This window comes from Enterococcus sp. AAFC-DPL-5182, from assembly GCF_058216605.1.
Genome location: NZ_CM177101.1, coordinates 3320067 through 3342661, shown reverse-complemented (window position 1 = coordinate 3342661; position 22595 = coordinate 3320067). Strand labels below are relative to the sequence as shown.

19 protein-coding genes are annotated in these 22595 nt (G+C 31.3%); 15 read left to right on the top strand and 4 right to left on the bottom strand.

Features of this window, described 5'->3' with window-relative positions; all coding sequences use genetic code 11:
- The first annotated feature begins 248 nt into the window (after nucleotides 1–248).
- Nucleotides 249–971 (top strand): winged helix-turn-helix domain-containing protein, encoded by a 723-nt coding sequence (locus AC4BB7_RS15710; RefSeq protein WP_490483645.1) that lies wholly within the window; start codon nucleotides 249–251, stop codon nucleotides 969–971.
- A 902-nt stretch (nucleotides 972–1873) separates the two neighbouring features.
- Here AC4BB7_RS15710 and AC4BB7_RS15705 read toward each other — a convergent pair.
- Together AC4BB7_RS15705 and AC4BB7_RS15700 are read right to left on the bottom strand one after the other, a co-directional pair.
- Nucleotides 1874–3175: a sensor histidine kinase gene (locus AC4BB7_RS15705; protein ID WP_490483644.1), complete on the bottom strand. Its 1302-nt coding sequence runs from the start codon at nucleotides 3173–3175 to the stop codon at nucleotides 1874–1876.
- Nucleotides 3162–3929 carry a LytR/AlgR family response regulator transcription factor gene (locus tag AC4BB7_RS15700; RefSeq protein WP_490483643.1) on the bottom strand — a complete coding sequence of 256 codons (768 nt, stop codon included), beginning with the start codon at nucleotides 3927–3929 and terminating at the stop codon, nucleotides 3162–3164. The genes AC4BB7_RS15705 and AC4BB7_RS15700 overlap by 14 nt, the downstream gene beginning before the upstream one ends.
- Before the next feature lie 356 nt (nucleotides 3930–4285).
- Between AC4BB7_RS15700 and AC4BB7_RS15695 the strand changes: the two genes are divergently transcribed.
- The 8 genes from AC4BB7_RS15695 (at nucleotide 4286) to AC4BB7_RS15660 (ending at nucleotide 13355) form a co-directional block, all read left to right on the top strand.
- A complete protein-coding gene (locus AC4BB7_RS15695; RefSeq protein WP_490483642.1) occupies nucleotides 4286–5311 on the top strand; it encodes a WxLIP family cell surface protein in 1026 nt (341 codons plus the stop codon).
- A gap of 13 nt (nucleotides 5312–5324) precedes the next feature.
- Nucleotides 5325–5675, top strand: a complete 351-nt coding sequence (locus AC4BB7_RS15690; RefSeq protein ID WP_490483641.1) for an LPXTG cell wall anchor domain-containing protein — start codon at nucleotides 5325–5327, stop codon at nucleotides 5673–5675.
- A 356-nt stretch (nucleotides 5676–6031) separates the two neighbouring features.
- On the top strand, nucleotides 6032–6715 hold the full coding sequence (locus AC4BB7_RS15685) for a WxL domain-containing protein (RefSeq protein WP_490483640.1): 684 nt from the start codon (nucleotides 6032–6034) through the stop codon (nucleotides 6713–6715).
- Between the two features lie 137 nt (nucleotides 6716–6852).
- Nucleotides 6853–7557, top strand: coding sequence for a WxL domain-containing protein (locus AC4BB7_RS15680; RefSeq protein ID WP_490483639.1), 705 nt, complete (start codon nucleotides 6853–6855; stop codon nucleotides 7555–7557).
- A gap of 52 nt (nucleotides 7558–7609) precedes the next feature.
- Nucleotides 7610–8314, top strand: coding sequence for a WxL domain-containing protein (locus AC4BB7_RS15675; protein ID WP_490483638.1), 705 nt, complete (start codon nucleotides 7610–7612; stop codon nucleotides 8312–8314).
- 14 nt (nucleotides 8315–8328) lie between these two features.
- Nucleotides 8329–9357, top strand: a complete 1029-nt coding sequence (locus AC4BB7_RS15670) for a WxLIP family cell surface protein (protein ID WP_490483637.1) — start codon at nucleotides 8329–8331, stop codon at nucleotides 9355–9357.
- Between the two features lie 149 nt (nucleotides 9358–9506).
- On the top strand, nucleotides 9507–12392 hold the full coding sequence (locus AC4BB7_RS15665; RefSeq protein WP_490483636.1) for a hypothetical protein: 2886 nt from the start codon (nucleotides 9507–9509) through the stop codon (nucleotides 12390–12392).
- Nucleotides 12393–12641: 249 nt separating this feature from the next.
- A complete protein-coding gene (locus tag AC4BB7_RS15660) occupies nucleotides 12642–13355 on the top strand; it encodes a winged helix-turn-helix domain-containing protein (protein ID WP_490483635.1) in 714 nt (237 codons plus the stop codon).
- A 1107-nt stretch (nucleotides 13356–14462) separates the two neighbouring features.
- Here AC4BB7_RS15660 and AC4BB7_RS15655 read toward each other — a convergent pair.
- On the bottom strand, nucleotides 14463–15758 hold the full coding sequence (locus AC4BB7_RS15655) for a sensor histidine kinase (protein ID WP_490483634.1): 1296 nt from the start codon (nucleotides 15756–15758) through the stop codon (nucleotides 14463–14465).
- 29 nt (nucleotides 15759–15787) lie between these two features.
- Nucleotides 15788–16540 carry a LytR/AlgR family response regulator transcription factor gene (locus AC4BB7_RS15650; RefSeq protein ID WP_490483633.1) on the bottom strand — a complete coding sequence of 251 codons (753 nt, stop codon included), beginning with the start codon at nucleotides 16538–16540 and terminating at the stop codon, nucleotides 15788–15790.
- 420 nt (nucleotides 16541–16960) lie between these two features.
- Between AC4BB7_RS15650 and AC4BB7_RS15645 the strand changes: the two genes are divergently transcribed.
- The 6 genes from AC4BB7_RS15645 (at nucleotide 16961) to AC4BB7_RS15620 (ending at nucleotide 22581) form a co-directional block, all read left to right on the top strand.
- Entirely contained in the window at nucleotides 16961–18076 is a 1116-nt protein-coding gene (locus AC4BB7_RS15645; protein WP_490485160.1) for a tyrosine-type recombinase/integrase, read from the top strand.
- 273 nt (nucleotides 18077–18349) lie between these two features.
- The gene (locus AC4BB7_RS15640) at nucleotides 18350–19063 is read left to right on the top strand and encodes a signal peptidase I (RefSeq protein ID WP_490483632.1); all 714 of its coding nucleotides are present in this window, start codon (nucleotides 18350–18352) and stop codon (nucleotides 19061–19063) included.
- A 62-nt stretch (nucleotides 19064–19125) separates the two neighbouring features.
- A complete protein-coding gene (locus tag AC4BB7_RS15635) occupies nucleotides 19126–20325 on the top strand; it encodes a hypothetical protein (protein ID WP_490483631.1) in 1200 nt (399 codons plus the stop codon).
- A gap of 61 nt (nucleotides 20326–20386) precedes the next feature.
- On the top strand, nucleotides 20387–21076 hold the full coding sequence (locus AC4BB7_RS15630; RefSeq protein WP_490483630.1) for a hypothetical protein: 690 nt from the start codon (nucleotides 20387–20389) through the stop codon (nucleotides 21074–21076).
- Nucleotides 21077–21101: 25 nt separating this feature from the next.
- On the top strand, nucleotides 21102–21914 hold the full coding sequence (locus AC4BB7_RS15625) for a hypothetical protein (RefSeq protein ID WP_490483629.1): 813 nt from the start codon (nucleotides 21102–21104) through the stop codon (nucleotides 21912–21914).
- A gap of 19 nt (nucleotides 21915–21933) precedes the next feature.
- Entirely contained in the window at nucleotides 21934–22581 is a 648-nt protein-coding gene (locus tag AC4BB7_RS15620; protein ID WP_490483628.1) for a hypothetical protein, read from the top strand.
- Nucleotides 22582–22595 lie beyond the last annotated feature (14 nt).

Below are 22595 nucleotides of genomic sequence, written 5' to 3'. Positions count from 1 at the left end.
GTTAAAAAGGGAGTCGATAGAAAGTATCAAAAAGAGAATAAACAAACGATAAAGGACTGGTTCACGATTATTTAATAGTAAGCAATGAACGATAACAGGGGAGTAAATGAAACAAAGTGACCTACAATGAAAGAGAAGGGTACGTCACTTTGTTTATTTAAAACAGACGATCTACTTAAACAAGTTAAAAAGAGCTAAACATATTAAGAAAAAGAGTATACATAGGAATGAATAGAGAGGGAGAGAAGATGATGTATCATGTGGGAATTGCGAGTAGTATAAGTGAAGAAGAGAACGTCAATTATTGGGGAAAATACAGTCCAAAAGAATGGCATATAGAGACGCTTCAATTAAATGAAGAAATGGACGAGGAAAAAAATTTTGATTTATTTATTATTTTAGATGAAGGAAAAGAAGAAGTGGGGGAAATTTGTGAAAAAATCATTCAAATAAAAGAACAAAATGAACCCTTGATTTGGGTCAGGACAACGGAGCAAAATAGTAGGAATCGTCTAGTGTATCTAAGGCTTGGGGCAGATGGTGTGACGAATAAAGAACAAAGACCAGAAGAATGGTTTCTAATGATGAATAATGCATTAAATCGACACAAAAAAGAAAAGAATACAAAGCATCCATTGTTAGACCACTCCTCTATCAGAGAAGAACCAGAATTAATTCTGGCACTCAATCCAACCAATAGCAGTGTACTAGTTGAAGGGAAAACAGAAGTCGATTTAACAAGGCTAGAGTATAAAGCCTTATCGTTATTACTTGAACAGCCAAATGAAACGGTCACGTATGAAGAAATAAATAGGGGCTTATGGGATGGAAAATACAAGGAGATTAACTATCGAGTAAGTAATATCATCTTCCATCTTCGTCAAAAACTGGATCCTGTTTGTAAGGCACCAAGTTATATTAAAACGGTACGAGGAATAGGGTATCTATTCTACTGTAAGAGAAGTGGCTAAGGGGTAGAGTTGCTTGATGTAGGGTTCTGAGAAATATAGTCAATCTAAAATAGCGATATATTATATCTACGAAGATTGATTATCTTGGTGGGAGATTGACCTATTTTTGTGTCTTGAAGAGGAAATGAATGATTGGTAAGAAAGTTTAATGAAAAGATAGGTGGAGGATAGAACAAGCTAGGTAGACTTAAACAATAGAAAGTAGTGTATCTAAAAAATATACCACTAGAGTTTCACTTGAAGTAGTAGATTAGTTTTGAATAATAAAAGTAGGTTTCTCTTTCAGATAATCATTCTCTGTAAAATTTTTGTTCTAAAAGGATATCTATTTAATTTGGAGTAGCATTATTCAACATATATTGACGAAATATAGATTCTTTTACGAACTAGATTTTTTAAAGAAACAATCTGGCGATTGTTATCTATGCTTGAATTGATTAGGAATATAAATATCAACTATGTGTCGAGTTATATTGCAGAAAAGAACATGACTAGATTTGAACACATATCATGTTTTATTGAGAGGGAGAAAAAATATAAATACAATAATTTTTTGATGAAAACTAGTTTAAATAAGGAGGCGAAGATGAGTAAATCAAGATAAAAAATCCTAGTAAATTTTATATTTACTTTAGTATTCAGAATAAAACAGAAATAAAATCAAATTTTTGTGAACTTTGATTTTATTTCTGAAGAGTCTCTAGCAGGTATTTTGAAATATTGTTCACTTTAAAAAAGTAAATAAAGAATTAATGATTTTTTTGTAGTTTAAGATAGGAATAGTTTAAAGTTATGTATAAAAAAATATTAGACTATCAAGTTGTAACAAAAGTACTTCACTCACAGAAACAAGTGTTTAAATGTTTATAAATTTCAACTTACTACCAAATGAGAATGTTGGCTCAAAATAGATTAGTGGTAATTTTTACAAGGACACTAAATTTTCCTATTTCTTTATTAATTGTATAATGAACATTATTATATTGATTGAGAATTTTTGAAAGAATATAGAGCCCCATTCCTTTATGATTTTTCTTAGTAGAGAATTTTTTTTTGAAAATGGATTGATAGGTTTTATCTTCTATAGGTAAAGAAGAATTTGTTACAGTAATTATTGTATTTTCCTTACTTTTTGAAAAATTAATAGAGATAAATGGTGAATCAGTTTGTTCTGCTGCTTCAAGTGCATTGTCAAACAAAATAGATAGGATGCGAATTAAATCGACGGTACCAATGTTTATATCAGTAATAGGATTTAAAATAGTAAGATCAACTAAAATATTTTTTTCAAGGCAAGTGTTGATAAAATTATTTAATAAGCCTTGAATAGGTGGTATCTCAATAAGAAGAATAGAGTGAAACAAGTTTGGACTAAGGACATCAGTAGAATAGCTTGTTATATCTTTCAATAAATGAATGGCCTTCTCATTTTGGCCAGTTTCTAAATAGTTTGTTAGACTTATCAAAATATTTTTATAATCATGTCGAAATTCTTCTGATAATAATATGCGTGTTTCTTCTTGTTTAAATGCATTAGAGAGAGCCATTGTATGTTCTTTTTCTCTATGATATTTACTGATAAAGTAATAGCCAATAATCAGAGAGAAGGTGAAAAAAGAGAGTATGGCACAAATTATGTAGTACAAAATAGGATAATGTTCTGTAATAAAAAATTGTTCAATAGTTATAAAAAAAGCAATCAATACAAAAACACTTAAGGATGTTAGTTTATATGGCTTTTTTATAAGATAAATAGTGTGGAAAAAATTACATTTACTATCGAAATAGTCTGTTAATTTAATAAGAATGAATAAGAGAATCTGTTGTAAAAAAACAAAATATATTAAAAAGTTTAAATATACTTCCTTAGATATTATGTTTTGTATGAATAACATACTCCATAGGTCACAAGTAAACATCCATGAAAACATCATTAAAGTTATTTCTATCGCACTAAAAATTGCTGAGAGTATCCAAGTATGGTCTCGACGGATTAATAATAAAACTTGTAATAAAAAAAAAAGTGAGAAATTTGGAGTATAAGGGAGAATTGAGTACCCTGCACCACTAAGAAACTGTACAAATAGAACACTTGATAAGAGAACCTTCCTTTTAAAAGACAGTGCTCTTTTGTAGAATGTTAGATTCCAAAATAAAAAATAATTAACAGAAATTAATGAAGTAAATATATTAAATGGAATCATCTCGATACTCCTTTGTTGCTTGAAAAATTTTATTAAAGACTTTTAATCCAACAAGCAATTGTTCAGAATTCTTAAAAATAATTGCATTTACACTTCGATTGAACCCCTGTATATTTTCAAGATTTATTACAAAAGACTGCAAACTTGTAAGCATGTATTTTTTATCAATATGTTTTTTTATATTTCCGATTCTCCAATTGATTAATTGATTCTGGTTTAATGTTTTGACCATGATCTTACCTCTACTTCCTTTAACTGATTCAATATATAGAATATCTGAATAGTTATAAAACATCGTTTCATTACGAGTGGCTAGGGTTAAAACATCTGTGTCATCTTGCCTTGGAAGCAGTGTTTGTTCTAATTCTAACAACAAATCAAATATATGTTCTTTTAAAAGTTTACTATCAATCTCCTTTACAAGATATCTTTTTGCATGAATGGATTCGTTAATAATTGTAATAGCTTGATTTGTTAAGCGAGTTAAAAATATGATTGGACAATGACTATTTTTTTCGCGGATAATTTTAGCAATATCGATCCCAGTGAAATTTGTTTGTAAATCAATATCCAAGAAAAAAATATCAGTATCAGCGATATCTTTTGTTGGTATTTGCTGTATAAAATCTAAATAATTATGTGGTAGTGGAAATGTGAAAGATATCCTATCAGAAGGATATCTTTTTATTATGTTTTTGATTTTATTTCTGTAGTCGTTATCATTTTCTAATATATATATATTTGTTTTGAACATTATACCACCTCTTTCTTCATAGTATTATATAAAAATAAAACACATTATTTCAATATTTTTTGGAAGAAAAAATAAAAAACGTATCTTTTTGATCCGAAAGCATATCGTTAAGCGCTTACAAGTGTGTTTTGAGTAGTCTAAATAAGTGTTAAGATAAACGTGTTAGAAATTGTTCAGTTTATAAAAATAGAAATGAATTAGAGAAAATAAACATAAATTGGTATGGAAATGAAACATAAAATATATAATGATTTAGGTCACATAGAAAGGTAGTTGAAACGGTTTTGAAGTTCAAGAAAATCACTACATATTATAAGTACGTTCTATTATTTTTTATATTGGCATTTGGGTCACCGATGCATTCATTGGCAGTAGATCAAAAAGTAGATCCGCTAGGTTTTACTGTTCAAGCAATTAGACCAGATACACAAATTGCAACGAATAAAACATATTTTTACATTGAAACAAAGCCAGGTGAAGCACAAACATTACGTGTAAAAGTGAAATCGACTCAACAAGATCCAATTACGATACTAGGTCGTGTAGTAAATGGAACGACTGGTAAGGGAGGCAGTATTGAATATGATACGTCAGTAACAACAATAGATGAAACGTTAAAACAGCCCCTGACAGAAATCGTTGAAGCGAGAGAACCAGAGTTTACATTAGGAGGCTTTGAAGAAAAAACTGTTGAATTTGTTGTCACACCTCCAAGTGAAAGCTACGAGGGAGTAAAATTAGGCGCTATTGTTTTTGAATCAACTGAACAAGAAAAAGCTAAAAAACAAGTAGTGAATAATAAGTTTGAATATAAGATCGGGTTAATCACCAGTGAGACTGAAGAAGATTACAAAAATGCGACAAATTTAGATTTAACATCAGCTAAGTTTGCTTTAAATTCAGGAAACAAACAAGTTTCTGTCAGTATACATAATTCAGATCCTCAAATAGCTGATGAATTAAAAATTGAAGCAGTAATAACTAAAAAAGGTTCTGAAAATGTTTTAAAAAAATATACATTAAACGATGGGAAATTTGCGCCAAATAGTACTTTTGAATTTGCTATAGATTGGGGAGTTGAAGCGATAAAAGCTGGAGACTATGTTGTCAAAGTGCATGCTCAAAATAGTGAACAAGATTGGAATTGGAAAAAAGATATTAATATCACCGCTGATAAAGCTAAAAAAATGAATAAAGAAACAACATTCGTATTAACTCCACCTAAGTGGTTGCCATATATTGTTGTACTTGTTGTTGTACTGATTGTTCTAGTTGTTGTGCTTTTAACAATTAGAAATAAGCGCTGGAAAAAAATTGTTCGTACACGTGCTAGAAAAAGAAAGGCCAAACAGACAACAACTAAAAGGAAAGCTAACAAATGAAGGAGTGAAGGAAATGAAACAAAATGTTAGTAGGATATGGAAGCCTTTATTTATAAGTCTATTCATAGTGGGAATAATTATTTTCTCTACACCAATTGCATATGCAGATTCTTCAGAAATTAATGGAGAGAATGTTGATGTTGGGATTGGTTTTGAAAATACACAAGGGGAGCTTCCAAAACCCTCTGAACCTCATAATAATACACCTACTGCTGGAACACCAAAACCGACAGGTAAAGAATTTAGCTTGCCAAATACTGGTGAAATAGTAACACGGTTAGCAATATTAGCTGGAGGGATGATATTAATTGTTGTTGCTTTCGTAATGATATTAGATAAACAAATTAGAGTGAATACAGACTAATGCTCACAGGCAGAATAAGCTTAAACTGGCTAAAGGAGATTATTTTTTATGAATGTTTATATCTGGCTATATATATTAGGAGCATGTAGTGCAATTTCGTTAGGAATGTTTCTCTTCTCCTTAAATCAAGATAATATTTTATTAAAAAAATTGAAATTAAAAAAAAGAAAAATATTAGTGAATTGGATACTTCTTGCTATATCTATCATATGCATTGCTTTACTGATTTATGTATTTATGTATATTCAAAAACAAGTCAACTTCTTCAATACATTTTAGAAGAGTAACTATAGTTATATTTCAACAGTTTACTACGGTAACTTCCTTAAGAATAAATTATGATAGGAGAAAAAAGAATGAACAAAAAAGTTTTAGGGTTATTAGTTTTAGGATTATCAATTAGTGCGGTATTATTACCACAAGCAGCTCAAGCTTCAGAAAGAGAAGCTGATACAGGAGTAGGTATTGGATTTGCTACTGATGATGACAATACTATTATTGAAGGACCTTATGATAAAGCATTAAGCTTAATCAATAAACCTACCGCATTCAAATTTGGTAAAGAAAATGAATTAAGCGATAACGGTGGCATGTTCTACAACCAAAACACGGATAAACAATATATTGCAGTATATGAAGATCGTGATGCAGACAAACAAACTGGTTGGGAACTAAAAGCAAAAATGTCTGAATTAACTAATCCAAAAGATTCAACACAAAAATTAAGTACAACATTAAGCTTTAATGCAAAATCATTGTCTACTTTTACAATTGATAAAGTAGATGGTAAAATCCCAACACCAGAAAAATTACCTGATGTGTTGGCTGCATACACTGGTGTTAATATTACTGGTTCAGATTTAGTAGAACTTAAAGCAAATGAAGAGAAAGCAGTTATGACTGCTACAAAAGCTGAAGTTGGCGGTATTGCTGCTGAAATTAAAGATGTACAGTTAGCTGTAGCGAAAGCTCAAAAAGATTTGGCAAGTGGAAATGAATTCACTGGTACTCTTCACTGGTCTTTAGTTGATGCTGAATAGTAAACATATAAGTAGTTAAAAGTATTATAACATAAAAAAAACACAATAAATAATATTTTATTCTTAAGGGAAGTTGTCGTAGTAAGCTGTTGAAGAAATAATAGTAAAAGATCAAAGGATTATCGGGGGAATTTAATATGAAAAGAAAAGTACTAGCAAGTTTAATAGTCGCTATGACGTTTGGAGCAACATTATTACCAGTTAGAGCACAAGCAAAAACAGATGGAAACAGTGCACTAGAATCAGATGTTGAGGCAACTGTTACAGCAGGTGATGGGACGGGAGAGCCGGAAGAACCTATAACGGATAAACCAGGTCGTAATGGTACGTTTACTATTAAGGCTGCTTCTGATTTTAAATATGCAGCGATTCCACTTGGACAGTCAGCACCAGCTGATATCGCCGATGGTAGAAAGTTAGGTGTTGAGGTAGTGGACGAGTCTGGGGACGGTAATGGTTGGAATGTCAAAGTATCAATGAAGTCTCTAGCAGTAAAATCTGGCGAACATGCTGGTGAAGAGTTAAAAGGTTGGACACTAACATTTCCAAAAGGCACAGTTACTTCAAAGGAAGCATCAACAGAAGCAATAGCTGCACCTACTACTAAAGGACTAGTCATAACTGCAAATACTAGTGGGTCAATTTTTGGTGCTGAAAAAAATAAAGGGATGGGGCGTTATACAAATATTTTCGAAACATCTGAAGATGCGAAAAAACCAACAAGAAAAGGAGTAGAATTGTCTGTACCGAATACAGCACGTAAAGAAAGCTACTCTGGAAAATTAAAATGGGAATTGTCTGACACTCCTGGACCAGTAGATGTTGATCCACAACTTCCGTAAACCAATTAAAATTTAGACAGTCGTTAAAGAGACCAAGGGGAGGATAGATAATATGATACAATCAAAAAAATATAGAGTGGTTTTATTTAGTACTGTCTTATTTTCCATCTTTTTTGGAGTTGAAACAAGTTCAGCAGGAGGATTAAACCCAGATTCTTTAGAATCTGATATTGATGTGACAGTTATCGAAGGGAGTGAAGCTCCCGTCCCACCAGCTTTTGGAGATGATCCAGAAGATCCAGCAAATAATGGAACAAATAATTCAGGGTTGTTAAAAATTGATAGAGTACCTAATTTTACTTTTGGTAAAGTAGTCAGAAGTGGGTTGTATCAACAGGAGTATGCAAAGAATTCAAATCCGTATATCCAAGTATCTGATTTAAGAGGAAGCTATAGTGGTTGGACATTATATGCCCAAGTTTCCAATTTTGTTTCTGAACCAACTGCGGATGATAAAAGGAGATTTGTATTATCTGGTGCAACATTATCAATAGTACAAGGTGATATTCAGGAGTATCAATCAGAATATGCAGCACCTCCCAAAAGTTATTCAGTTTCATTAAATGAAGAGAATCAAAAAATAATGACCGCTGATAAAAATGCAGGACAAGGAGTTTGGGCTGCAAAATGGGAAAGTAGAAAAGAGTTGAATAAAAAGGTGAAGCTAGATATTTTGCCTAATACTGCCAAGTCTGGAAGAGATTACACTGCAACCATTACTTGGAGATTAGCAGATATTCCAAGTATAGAAGGGTAGATGGAGCGTAGTTAATGACATTTTTTAAAACAACAAAATATTTTTTTGCAACCTTGTTACTAGTTGTACTTGTCAGTATTTCTGATAATGCATACGCAGATGGAATGGGTTATTCAGTTCAGGCTATCATTCCAGAAAATCAAATAGATAAATCTAAAACCTATTTTGATTTACAAATGACTCCAGGACAAATTCAAAATATAGAACTAGAAATTAAAAGCTCTAGTAATGAAACATTAAATTTATCGGTAGTTCCTTATGTAGGCACTACTAATCAAAATGGTGAGCTAGAGTATAGTGTGGAACCCAAGAAAAATGATTCCACACTACTTTATCCTATTACGAATCTACTTTCTGGAAAACAAACAGTCACTCTAAAGCCCAAAGAGACAAAACGAGTAACTTTCCGATTGAAAATGCCTGATAAAGCATTTCACGGCAAAATTGTTGGTGGTTTTAATATCTCTGATAAAGCAGATGAAGAAGCAGCAGTAGATTCAAAAACAAAGAAGAATGATGTTCAGATCAAAAATGTTTTTTCTATTGTGCTAGGGATTCAATTACGAGAAAAAATAGAAGAAATTAAACCTGAACTTAAGTTAAATGTAGTTAAGGCCAATCTATTTAATTATAGAACAGCAATTACTGCTAATATTCAAAATACAAAACCAGAATTTATTGGTGGTCTAAGTATAACAGCGAAAATTAGAAAGAATGGCTCAAAAGAAGTACTCTATCAAACAGAAAAGTCAGATATGGCAATGGCACCAAATTCGAATTTTGATTTTCCAATTTCGTTAGAAAATCAAGAATTAGTTTCAGGGAACTATGAACTAGAATTAAACGCACATTCAAAAAAAGATGATTGGCAATTTACTAAGAAATTTAGGATAACAGAAGATGATGCGCTTGAACTAAATGAAGAAGCTGTTGAATTAGAGGAAAAATCAACTAGTAAATGGGTGATAATCATTTCCATTATTGTAGGGATGGTAATTCTTTTGTCACTTTTAGTTAATATAATATTATGGAAGAAAAGATGAGGGTGAATGGTAGCTTTATTACTAATAGCATCTACCTAAAAACTATAAATTTTGTTTTTATATCAATGGATGGTTTGATAAGAGATTATGTAAAAATGTACCAAATAATAACCATGTAGGTTAAATAATTAGAAAGGAGTAAGATAGAGGTGAATAGAAAAAAGTGTATATTAATACTAGTTATAATTGCTAGTTTTATAATGATGATACCAGATAAATCTTTTGCTCTAACTAACGAAGAATTATATTCAGAAATTGATAATTATGGTTATTATAAAGATGGAAATAGAAAGCCACCTAACTATGATAAGCTTGTAGTTAGACCAGGTTATGTTGGGAAAAATGTTTTAGAAGATGTGATCGGCCCTACAGGACTATTTGAAGATTACTATGGTAATAATGATACTAGCCATACTGCATATCAGTGGGGACAACCTGTTTATGTTGGTAAAAATACAATTTTTAGGAAACTAGGATTTGTTAATGAGAAATCAATTGCCCTTAAAATTGGCTTTTCTAATCCAAGGGGGGGAAATCAAAAGTATGCTGCAGTAACTAAAAATGGTTCACTTGCGATAGAAAATGTGGATTCTAGTATGGAGTTTCAGGTAGTTTATGATGATGGAGTATTCCAAACACCAGTTGAAAATATCTATGTAGAGTTGCCAATTGCTACTGGAGCGACTTCTCGTAATACAGCTTACAATACGTATAGTCATTATGCAGTAAAATCTGATAATTTGATTAGATTTATTCTTAATGAACCTGTACTCCCTGCTACTGCAACCAAAGTCGTGAGTAGAGAGAATTACAATGATTTTAAGTCTGTAGTTGATGGTAGTTCTTATTCATCTGATGCTTTAAAAGTCGAAACTCAGTTTGAAAGTCGAAATAATAGTACTATTAGAGATTTTAATAATATTATTATTTTTGATAATTCTACACCATTAGTTCTTAGAGAGTTTAGATCAATGGGGATGCTTCTGGATAGTTTTCTCTTTGAGAGTGATATTAAGACGCCAGGAGATATCCAATATTTGCCGCCACGCGCAAATGGAGTCAAAAATACAGATAAATTTATAGCCTATTATGATATTACTCAAGTTGTTACTGATAGTTATCAACAATATTTTCCTGATGAATTATCAATTGTAATGTTCGATGGAGAAAATGTATTTAATGCACTTGATGTGAGTGACGTCTCGATTAAAGCTACTGATAAGAATAAAAAGGATATTTCAAGTATGATTGAAATTGTTAAAATTCATGATCATAGAATAGAGTTTAGAGTTAAAAAGAACGATTTAATCAAATTAGCATCTAATCAGATTAATATCGAAATTGCAGTGGAAAATTTAAATAATCAGGCAGTACTTGACCGGTATGATAGTGCTGCAGACCACTATAAGGTTCCTATGACCTTTTTCAATTATAGTTTAGATGAGTATGCGGGACCAGAGCGTGAATCTGGCAAAATAATAGGAACAGCTACTATATCGCCAAATATATATGGTGAAGCAGCTGATGAAGTTATTGCAAGATATAATTCCTATAGTGGAGATTTAGATGTGAATAAAATGCTTAAAAATACGATATCAACAATACCTGGGGATACCTTGCAGAAGGAAATCGTTGATAAAAATATACATTTTAATCAGTTGAAAACGTATAATGTAGATGTTGAAATTTCAAGTCGAAAAACGCCAAGTAAATTTAAAACGATTACTGTGCCTGTACGAGTTATAAAGGATCCACTTACGTCTGAATATTTTGAAAATCAATCATGGCTTATTAATGAAATTAACAATCAACTTGCCCCTAAAGAAATTGATGAAGATGTCTATCCAGAGGATTTGTTGAGGATAACAACTATTTCTGATCAAGTTGTAGGAAAAACATTTGAGGGGCAACATATTCCTAAGACGATCAATTCATTAACGAACTTAGAAATACTTGATTTAAAAAATAAGAAGTTGTCAGGAAGCTTACCAAGTGAATTAGGAGATTTAAAGAAACTAACTAACTTAGCAGTGGTTGGCAATACTTTTTCAGGTGGTATTCCAGAATCACTAGTTGGGTTAGGAAACTTAAAAAGTTTAATTCTTGATCATAATAATCTTAGTGGAACTGTTCCAAATGGACTCGGTACAATGGCGAATTTAAAGCAAATTTATCTCAATAATAACCCTCTAGTAGGGGCTATGGAACCATTTATATACGGGCCATATACTTCTTTTGATATTAGTAATACGCAACTAACCTATAATTCCTCTATAGCCCCTGGGTTCTTTACTGCTATTGATAAAACCTTTGTAGCTAGTGCAAAAAATGGATTATCATTAACAGGTACAAAGAGTTTGCAGATTATTGATAATGGAACAAAAATAAAACCTTTTGATCCTACAAATATAGGTTATCTTAATTTGCGTGCCAATGAAACTATTGAACTTTTATCAGGACATACTTTTAAAATTAAAAATAAGGTAAGTGGCCAAATCTTATATGATGGATTCGCTGATATAACTAAAGAAATTGTTGTTGACAGTGGTGAGACTTATGTCGTGATAATGGATGATGCGGATAAGAATTCAAATAATCAGTTGGAATTTGAAACGGTTATAAGAGAGTTTAAATTAAAAGAAGTACCTAAGAAACTTTCGTTAAGCTTAAATGCAGGTAAATTAGATTTAACACCAGTTAAGATTTTAAGCAGTGATAATTTAATTGTGTTTGATAATCGACTAGATAGTAAATGGGAATTAAAGGTAAAACCTAGTGAACTTAAAAATGCGACACAAACGATAAAAGGAAGTTTTTATTACAAAGAAAGTGCAGCAGCTGTGCCAAAAGAATTGACTGCGAATAGTTCTGCATCAGTTACAAATGGTAATAGTTCGCCGACTTCTGGGGACTTTAATATATCTAAAAATTGGAATGATAGTGTAGGTTTATTTTATAAACAAACCATTACGGGGAACTATAAAAATGAGTATTCTGGGACACTAGGGTGGCAATTAGCTAATGTTCCGAGCTAAACATAGGGAGAAAGAATTAATAGAAAGTATTGTTGTTTAGGGTTTTTTCATTAATTATCTTAAGAAGAACACCAAATTAGATCAATACTCCTAAATTTTAAAAAGATTTAGGAGTATTGTGAAATTTAGTGTAGCAAAAATGAGGTGAAGCATACGGTTTTTATTTTGTATGTTGTTCACCCTTTTTCTATGTGAATAAATTTTTTTACATAAATTAGACAATAATCAATAATGATAGGAGGTAATTGTATGTATTATTTAGGATTTATATCAAATGATGAAATAGATCAATCTTTGATTGAGATATTTCAAAAATATGATTTTACTTTAAAACGTTTGAACGAAGCTGATCTAAATCAGAAAAGTTTCGATTTTTCAGGAATTATCATCAAAGAAGATCGACAGCAATCAGTAAATACAACTTGTGAGTGGATTATGAAAATAAAAAAAATAAGTTGTACTTTTGTATGGGTTGTTTCTGAAGTTTCCGATACTATGATAAAACAAATATACTTACAAATGGGGGCAGATGCTGTTTTTGATATGGTTAGTTTACCAGAAGAATTTATTTTGTTTATTAGAAATAGTATATATAGAGAAGAAAAAGGGAATAAAGTTAGTGAGAAGAGTACTAGTAATCGTATAGATGAAAACAAAAAAATACTGAGCATAAATCAGGTTAATCGCTCTTTGATGGGATTAGCGAACGACAATACAATAAAAGAAGTAGAGTTAACCCAAAGAGAGTATCAATTAATGAATTTACTTTGTAGTGAACCTGGGAAAGTCTTTAGTTATGAAATGATTTATAAGACTATCTGGGGAGCGACATATGATCATAGTCAAGTGTCTTTAATAGCAAATGTCGTTTTTCATATTCGAGAAAAATTTAAGCATGCGTCGATTAATGTCGACTTCTTAAAAACAGTACGTTCTAAAGGATATATGGTGCCATATAAATAAGCTATTTATTGAAATTAGTAGCAAATATAGCTAGTTTATCCCGTTAAGTAACTGACAAATATATGAAACTAAAAAGTTTATGTTTTAGTAAAGCGTAGAATCAGGAGCAGATAAAATAATTCAAAGAGTTAAAGAAACTATTAAGACCGAGGTCAGTTTCAAAGAGTTTAGCTCATTCAGCTTATTTTCGAACTCTTCAATTCTTACTACTTTAGCACTTAGAAAATAAGGGAAGTAATGTATTTTTAGATAGTTTATATTTTGCATCATCGAAGCACAGCATAATAGTTACTGGTGCTCCACTGTTTATTTGGATTTTAGAAGGGAGGAATAATCTGGAGAGTTATTATGCGAAAATGAAAACTAAAAAAACAAATTCAGATCCCCTCCTCCCTAATCGATAGTTTAATTTGGCCTAGAACACTTTAACATATATCTGTTAGAGTGTTCATTCTATTTTATCAATAACTTCTGACAAGTTTATTATATTGGTACTTATTAGAAAATATTTGATAAATACTACGTAATAATATCTGGACCAGAAGATATTTTGGAGTGCTTCTTGGTTCTACTAGAAGAATTTTTAAAAGATAGTGGGGAATAAAATAATTCATAAATTATTTAAATAATGAAGCAATAATTGAATGGATGAATTAAGTGGAAAAGAAGTTACTTATGGATTACAATCAAATAACATTTTCTAAAGTGATATGTCTTAGAGAATGGTAAATTTTATCGGTAGAATAATATTGTTCTGCAATTTTTGGAAAGATGTGTCTTCATTGAACCAAGAAGAGTTAAATCGACCCTATAAACTCCTAATGGAAAAAGGGTACGTTTTTTTATATGATTACTTTGTATTATCTAATATAATTTTTCTATTTAATTACAACCCAATTAAGCTCCTAACTAAAAAAGCCCTACCTGTTAAAGATATCGAAGTCAGCAATGTGGAGATAGGTGAAACAATGTTTATATTAATTGCATTACAAAAGTCATTTATTTCTGATATGCAAAACCATATTATAAGTAGCTGTGTCATTGAAAGAAAGGAAGATGTAGAATGTTATAAGTAAAAAAAGTTTAACCCTAGGTAGGTAGAGTGTACTAACTAGTCTGTGGTAAAGAAAAGCTTGTGGTAAACAAGCCGTTATCATATTCAAAAGAGTAATGAGCATCATGATATTGTTTCAATAGTTTACTGAATATATAAAGACCTTTACCATTATGCTTGTCTTTAGTTGTATAATTTTTTTTAAGTATATTGCTAAGAACTAATGTACCTGTAAAAGTATTTTGAATTTTAACTATAAGACGTTGGTCTTTTATCATAAAATGAACAAAGATAGTGGCTCTTTTTTCATTGATGGAAGCTTCAAATGCATTATCTAAAAGAATAGACAAGCATCTAATGAAATCAATAAGATTAATTGTAATGTCTAATTCAGAAACTTGTTGATTTGCTGAAAAGATAACAGAAATGTTTCTTTTTTTGCATTGTTCAAAAAAATTTAAAAGTAGACCTTGAATAGAAAGTACATTTACAATAGAAATTTTTTTAAAAAAAGTTTCATTAGTCACAGAACTTGAATAATTTGTAATTAAAGCAAGGTAATTACGTGCTTGCTCAATATCATTCTGGTTAAGATAAGTATTTAAGCTTAATAGGATGTTTCGATAATCATGTTGAAATTCACTTACTAAAGAGACTTTATGTGCTTCTTCTTGAGATTTTTTAGAAAGATAAATGATAGTTTGTTGTTGCTGGTAAAAGCGACCGATAAGATAAAACGTATAATAAAACACACTGGTCAATGCTAATAAAATAAAAGTAAGATAGAAGTAGACTTCGTAATTCATTTCCAAGCGACTAACCCGTTTATTAATATTAAAAAAGAAAAGTATAACGAGACAAAGTATTGATGATAGTGTATATTTTTTGTGGAGTTGAGTAATTGAGAGTAATATAGAGTATTTATTATCAACACAGCGGCCTAATAAAATCATCAGAATTAACAATAGTTGCTGAAGAATAATTATGATAGGTTTGAGTAAAGTAAATAATGGTAATCCAATATAATTATTAGTCCATGCAAAATAAAAAGTATACCAAGTAAGAAGCCAAGATAGGATCATCAAAGAGTTTTTAAAAAGATAAAATAAAGCAATTATGTGCCATCGTTTAAACTGCTGATAAATAAAGAAAAGCTCAATCAAAATAAACAAAATAAAAAAAGTAAATGAGTTAAAATTTTGAAACAGTAGACTGATAGTGATTAAAATAATAAGATAAGTAGTCAAAAAAATCGTTTTCTTTAAGAAGTAGAAATTTTTATATCCTATAAGCCAACAAATGAAAAAATAGTTAATAGCAAATAAAATGATTTGTAAGTGTAGTGTCATAAATACTCCTTCAGCAAAATATAATGTGTTTAGAGCCTCTTTTTTAATTTATATATAATTTTTTCCCCTACCTCTAACTCCGTTCCATCATCAAAAATAACGAGTCCAAGTAAATAATTTAAGGAATAAACATGAAGAAGATTAATAATGAAAGAGCGCAATTCTGTATAAAAGAAGTCTGATTGCACTTTTTTCTTCATTTTATTAATTGAACCATCCACTAAGTTTTCTGAATAGGTTGTTTTTATAATCAAGGTATTTCGCATACCTTTAACAGATTGAATGTAAAGAATATTCTTATACTTGATGTACATTGTTTCCCCAGCTTTTTTCACGGTTAGATATTCTTCATCACTAAGAATTCGGGCGCCTATTTCAGATTCAATAGAAATAAATAACTTTTTAAAATTATTTTCATCTAAAGAAGTTCCTTTTAATATGTAAGAGGCCGCATTGATTTTTTGATTGACAACCTCTATTCCCTTATCTGTTAGATTAGTTAAAAATACGATAAAACAGTGATTATTTTTTTTTCGGATTAACTTTGCAAAATCAATTCCAGAAAATGATACTTGTAAATCAATGTCAATCAAAAAGAGATCATTATCTTTTATTGTTAAATTTTCTATTTCTTTATAAAAAGTAATGAAATTTTCAATTGTAATAATTTTAAAAGATGATTTATTTTTTGAATTATTTATGGAATGGATAACTTTTTGTAATTCAGATCTATAAGCAATTTGGTCCTCAAGTATATAAACAGATGTTATGTGTGGCTTCATGATGTCCCCCTCCTTATAGTATCCTAATTATAAACTAAAAAAGCACTAAAAGCGGAATGAAAAGGCTTTAGTGCTGAGAAATTACATTTTTTTTATATTAAAATAATTTTATTGATATCAGGTAAAACCAGAAGGAAATTATTGATCAATTTATGTTGGATAAAATAAAAACTAATTTTTCTTAGAAGTATTCCTTCTAAGAAATGGATAATTTGTATTTTTTTTAAAAAACTATCAATCAAATAGCTTTATTTTTTATTTTAATATAAAAAACAACAAAAGTCTATAGGTTAAATTAAATTTTTTTGAAAAACAGGGGTTATTCATTATTTTAAGGTGAAAAAATGATTAAAACAAACCGAAATAATCTTTTTTAGCCGTCAAATTTACCGTCAAAAAAATAGAAAGAAGGGAACTCTTATTACTAAAAAAGGTGAAAATATCTATAAACGCAAAGATGGCCGTTGGGAAGGCCGGTACAAAAAAGCTCGAAATGAACAAGGAAAAATCATTTACGGCTATATATACGATAGTAAATATAGCGAAGTAAAGAAACGATTGGAACAACTCAAAGGCAAATACAGTTATGTTACCTCTGATCGCTTGCTTTTTCAAGGAACGGTTGAAGAGTGGTTAAACTATTGGGTGAATACATTGATTTGCGATCAAATAAAGGTATCCACTCAGGCCGCGTATCTTGCAAAAATGAAGCAACATATTTTCCCCTTAATAGGAAAGAAGAAATTAGTGGAACTCACCGATGGAGAGATCGAATTATTTTTAAAAACATTATCGAATAGAGGGCTCAGTACGACAAGTATTCACACGATTTATATTATTTTAAAAAGTGCATTGTCTAAAGCCTGTTTAGAAAAAGTCCTTATGGAGAACCCTTGTGATACAGTGACCGCTCCAAAAATAAAAAAGAAAGAAATCACGGTATTAACACGAACACAACAACAACGATTAGAAGAGCTTGCGATGAAAGAAACCACTTGTTCTGCGATCATTCTCTCTTTATACACGGGCCTTCGAATTGGTGAAATTAGTGGATTGACTTGGGCTGATATTGATTTAGAAAATCGGACGATTAGTATTAAACGAACGCTTCAGCGTGTTTCCATTCCAAATTCACAAACAAAAACCCAAATAATCTTCGGGACACCGAAGTCAGAAAGCTCGATTAGAACCCTGCCGATTGCCTCAAATTTGGGCACCTATTTAAAGAGGATGAAAGAACAGAGCACAAGCCAATTTGTGATTAGCAACAAAGATAAATTTGTAGAACCAAGGTTGATCAATCATCATTTCAAAAAAATCGCCAAACAAGCGAATCTGGAAATGATTCACTTTCATGCGTTGAGACATACCTTTGCGACACGCTGTATTGAACAAGGCATCGACAGTGCGACATTGAGTAAACTATTGGGGCATAAATCCACAAAAATGACATTAGATACCTATGCAGGTTCGTTATGGGAAACGAGAGAACAAGCCATCTCATTACTCGATACACGGCTACGTATTCTAAGCTAATAAGTAAATAATAGTCGTCAAAAAATGGTCACTGACAGAATAAAAGACTGTCTACATTACTGAAATAGACACTTTTTCTTAGAAGGAATACTTCTAAGAAACATTTATAGGGAAACTATAATCTGAATAACCTAAGGTCAAAAGCTATTATACATGAATAGGAACTAAATTCATAAGGATAACAATTGAGAGGGATTATGGTAAGAGCATGCTTAGTCATTCTCAGAGGTATCACTAAATTAATTATTATTGAAAATGGAAGGATTTTTTAGAATGAAGCAGCAAGTAACAAAGAGAAAAGGAGTTACTACAAAAAATACTAAGTCGCAAAAAAAGAGAAAAAAAATAAGTAGTAAAAAACAATCTAATAAAAAGCAAGCAATTTTTTCAAAGCGGACAGTCAAATTAATGAAAGCCGCTAGTAACTTTATGTACTATGTAGTTATTGTTGCTATCTTGCTATTCTCTACTATGTTTATTCTTAATAAAGATGTAAATAAGTCATATTTTGGCTATCGATTCTACAATGTTCTTACTAATTCTATGGTTCCGCAAAAAGACTCTTTACCTGGAGGCTTTTACGCAGGGGATGTAACGATTGTAAAGATGATGGATGGAAAAGATGCTCAAGTTGATGATATTGTTACATTTACAGCTGGAGAAGATGGTCAGTCATTTTTAACTCACCGTTTACGTGAAAAATTGACAGAGTTGAATGGTCAAGAGGGAGATTATATTGTAACAAAAGGTGATGCAAACAATACCGATGATCCACCAATACCTGCGGATAGAATAGTAGGGAAAGTAGTAATGGTTATACCTAAAGTTGGTATTATTTTAGAGTTTTTCCGAAATAATTTTATTGTTTGTCTTGTTTTCCTGTTTTGTGTGTTTGGTTTTTTCTTTTTTATCAGATTTTACTTTAATAGTCCACCAAAGAAAGTTGGATCTAAATCATCTAATAAAAAGAAAAGACAACGAAATTAAAAGTTATCAACTTCTTCTTACTAAGAAGTTTATATAAATATAATAAGGAGGTTTTCATTAAAATGAAAAAGATGAAAACAAATAGTCAAAAGAAAAAAGCTGGGTTATGGATTGCATTGTCTTTCTTAATTATCGCATCATTAAGTGGAACGTTTGCTTGGACAAAGTATAATGATGAGCGAATTAACCGCTTCAAGACAGAGGCTTTAGCAGATGGAACAGTATCAATCTGGGAGAATTTTACACCAGTAGATACGTGGCCAGCAGGCACAGATCAAACGAAAGAAGTTGCAGTTCAAAATACTGGGAAACAAGACGTATTTGTTCGTTTATCTTATGAAGAAGTCTTAGAAATATATTCTAACGGTGGTGCACATAAAGAAACAGCAACTCCTACAGTTGATAATCCTTCAGCAGCAACAGAAGTTATTTACCCTGTAGAGTATTCAGTTGGAGTTATTTCTGGCCCTGAGTGGAGTACTATTTCAACAGCAAATATACAAATGGCGGATGGTTCTACTATTCCAGGAAATTTAGTTGTTAAAAGAGCTGAATCAGTATCTCAAGGGAAAGTTACTGGTCAATATGCTATGTACTATGTATATCAAGATGCTGGTGTAGAGAAGTATCAAAAGGTATCAGGAACAGTTAAAGGATTAGCAGTTACAGAAGCTAATAGTGCTACAAGCACATATGAGTTATCAGATGTAAAATATTTTACTTATCATGGAAGAGAACGTATTGCTAAAGATTGGGCAGATAATAAAAATACATTATTTGGAAAATCTGGAACGGCATACGGTGTTCCTTATGATTATACAGAATTAAACCCAGCTGTTGTTCCATCAGATGATGTTAATTTTCCAGCAGCTATGCCAACTTTAACAGAGGGGAACGTAATTGGAAATATCCAAGCTGACTATGCAATGGATAATGGAAAAATGATTACAATTGATTACAATACTGCTGCGATTGCCAGTGATATGGATCCAGCTACAGCTAGCAAGGGTAAATGGTTCTATAACAAAGCTGATGGTTTCTTCTACTATGTTGGAAAACTAACATCAGGTACTACAACTGCTCAATTAATGAAAAAACTTAATTTATCAGGTGATGCAGGTGACGCATATTCAGGTATTCGATTTGATTTGAACGTTGAATTAAATGCAATTGCTAATATTAAAGAAGCAATCACTGAAGAGTGGGGCTATAAAGCAGGAGACATGGTATATGACATGTTATCTAAAGAGGCTGCTTTCTAAGAACCTATAGTGAGAAAATTCTATAGTAAAAATTAAACCGAAAAGGGAGGTCAGAAAACTGATGAGAAGAAATTTAAAAAAATGGCTAGGTTCTGTTATTTGTTTGATAAGTCTCTTTTTTTTAGGAACAGTTGCATCAGCTGATGAGCTCCCTGCGGGTTTAATTATTGGTGATAGTGATGGATTATTTGTTCAGGAAAATGGTAAATATTTTGTTGACATAAGTGAAATGAAACAGGGAATCCCCTACATAAAAGAGATCAAAATTTTAAATACTCTTAAAGATAGTCCGATGAAGTTGGAATTAACTAGTACAACGAAAGAGTTAAAAGGAAAACTTCGTTTAGATAAAGAAATACAAGTAAAGATTGAAAAAGATAAAACTATTTTGTATCAGGGTGACTTAGTTGGAGATGGAAAGTTTGACTGGTCGAAAATGCCTTTAAAATTAGGTGATATAGGTTTTGGTGAAGAGATGGACATTAAAGCGACTTTCTTTTTGCCAGGAACTATCAAACAAGAGGCATTTAAAGAATCAAATGAAGCAAAAATTATCTGGAATTTTATTGCATCAAAAGAAATGAAACAAGAAAAGAAGTCGAAGAAATCTATCAAGGACTCTGGGTGGAGAGGTTTACTACCTCAAACTGGTGAGGAATGGTCAGGATTTTTGTATAAAGTTTGTGCAGGATTATTTTTAATCGTCATCATTTTATTAATTATAAAGAAACGAAAAGAGGAACCGAGTTAAAATAGTGAAAAGGGGATAGCAAAATATGATACGGGGTAAAAAAAAGAAACAATCGCGGCAAACAAAAAGATTTATCATTACCATAACCCTATTATATAGCGTTGTGATGCTTCTTGGAAGTACATACTCTTGGTATACGAGAGCAGAAGAACGTACGAACCGTTTTGAATCAAAACCTTTAGCTGTAAAATTGACTGGTGATTTTTTGCCGTTTTTTGAATGGGTACCTAGCACAGTTGTAGAAAAAAATATAGCAGTGGCGAATATCTCAGAGAGTCCAGCAGTTGTCAGAGTTTCTTTAGAAGAAGTGATGTTGTTATTTGAGATAAATACAATAGATTTATCAGGGAATGGAAATATAAAAGAGATTACAGAGCCTGGTACGCCAATTAAGCTAAATGATGTTACATCATGGCAACGTGGTAATACCATAGAGACTGCCAAAGATAGTGGCCGCTATTATCGAGGAAGTAATCGCTTATCAGCAAAAATTGATTATAAGCAACTTTCATCAAGACCAATGCCGTTTTTGGATTTAAATTTCAATCAGGCTTACATTAAGTTATCCGTACCACTGGAAGAAGAAAGTCAGTCTGCTTATTGGTTATATGAAGATGGCTATTTCTATTATTCAGAAGTAATTCAACCAGGAGAAGAAAGTCAAATTTTATTGAGCTCAATTGCAGTCCCAGCAGATATTCCCAACTATCTAAAAGGAAGGTTATATCAACTCAATGGAGATGTTTTAGCGTATACCCAGTCTAAAAATGCCTTAACATTATGGCAATTAGATCCATCTAATGAAGCATATAAAATGCTTGTTGGGAAGCTATATTAAGCAGAAAAGGAGGATAGACATGAAATCATTTAAGATAAAAATGGCTATTTTAGTATTGTTCATGTTTATTATGCTGCTTTTGGCAAGTATTAGAATGGATGATACTGGAGCAGAAATAAGTGCACGAGATGATAAAGAGTGGTTGAGTCAACAATCGGATTTTAAAATTCAGTTAGAAAATGAATTTGATCAACCTATTTTATTAGAAAATAATCAGACATATAAACAAGAAGTAGCTGTAACCAATAAAGCAAATGCAGCTGCCTTTGTGCGTGTATTGGCAATGCCTACCTTTATGCGAAGTATTACAGCAGATGAGAGCGTAATCTTAGTTGCCAATTCTGATGGTGAAATGCCTAAAGTGACTTTAGATATAGTAGATAAAAACGTGTGGATGTCAGGCGATGATGGCTATTACTACTATTTAGCAGCATTAAAAAAAGAGGAGACAACCCCTTTCTTATTTAAAACAGTTTCATTAACTATTCCAGCTGAAAGTCAAGAAGAATATCAAGATATACAATTTAAATTAGAATTAAAGACCGAAGGGATCAGCGCACAAAGTGATGCTTTTGAGATTGCTTGGTGGCATGGAGAATCGCTCTCACCCAGTCAAAAAGTAATTAAAACTAAGTTAGATGAGATTTGGAAAGCATCTAACCCATAGTAGGGAGAAAAGTG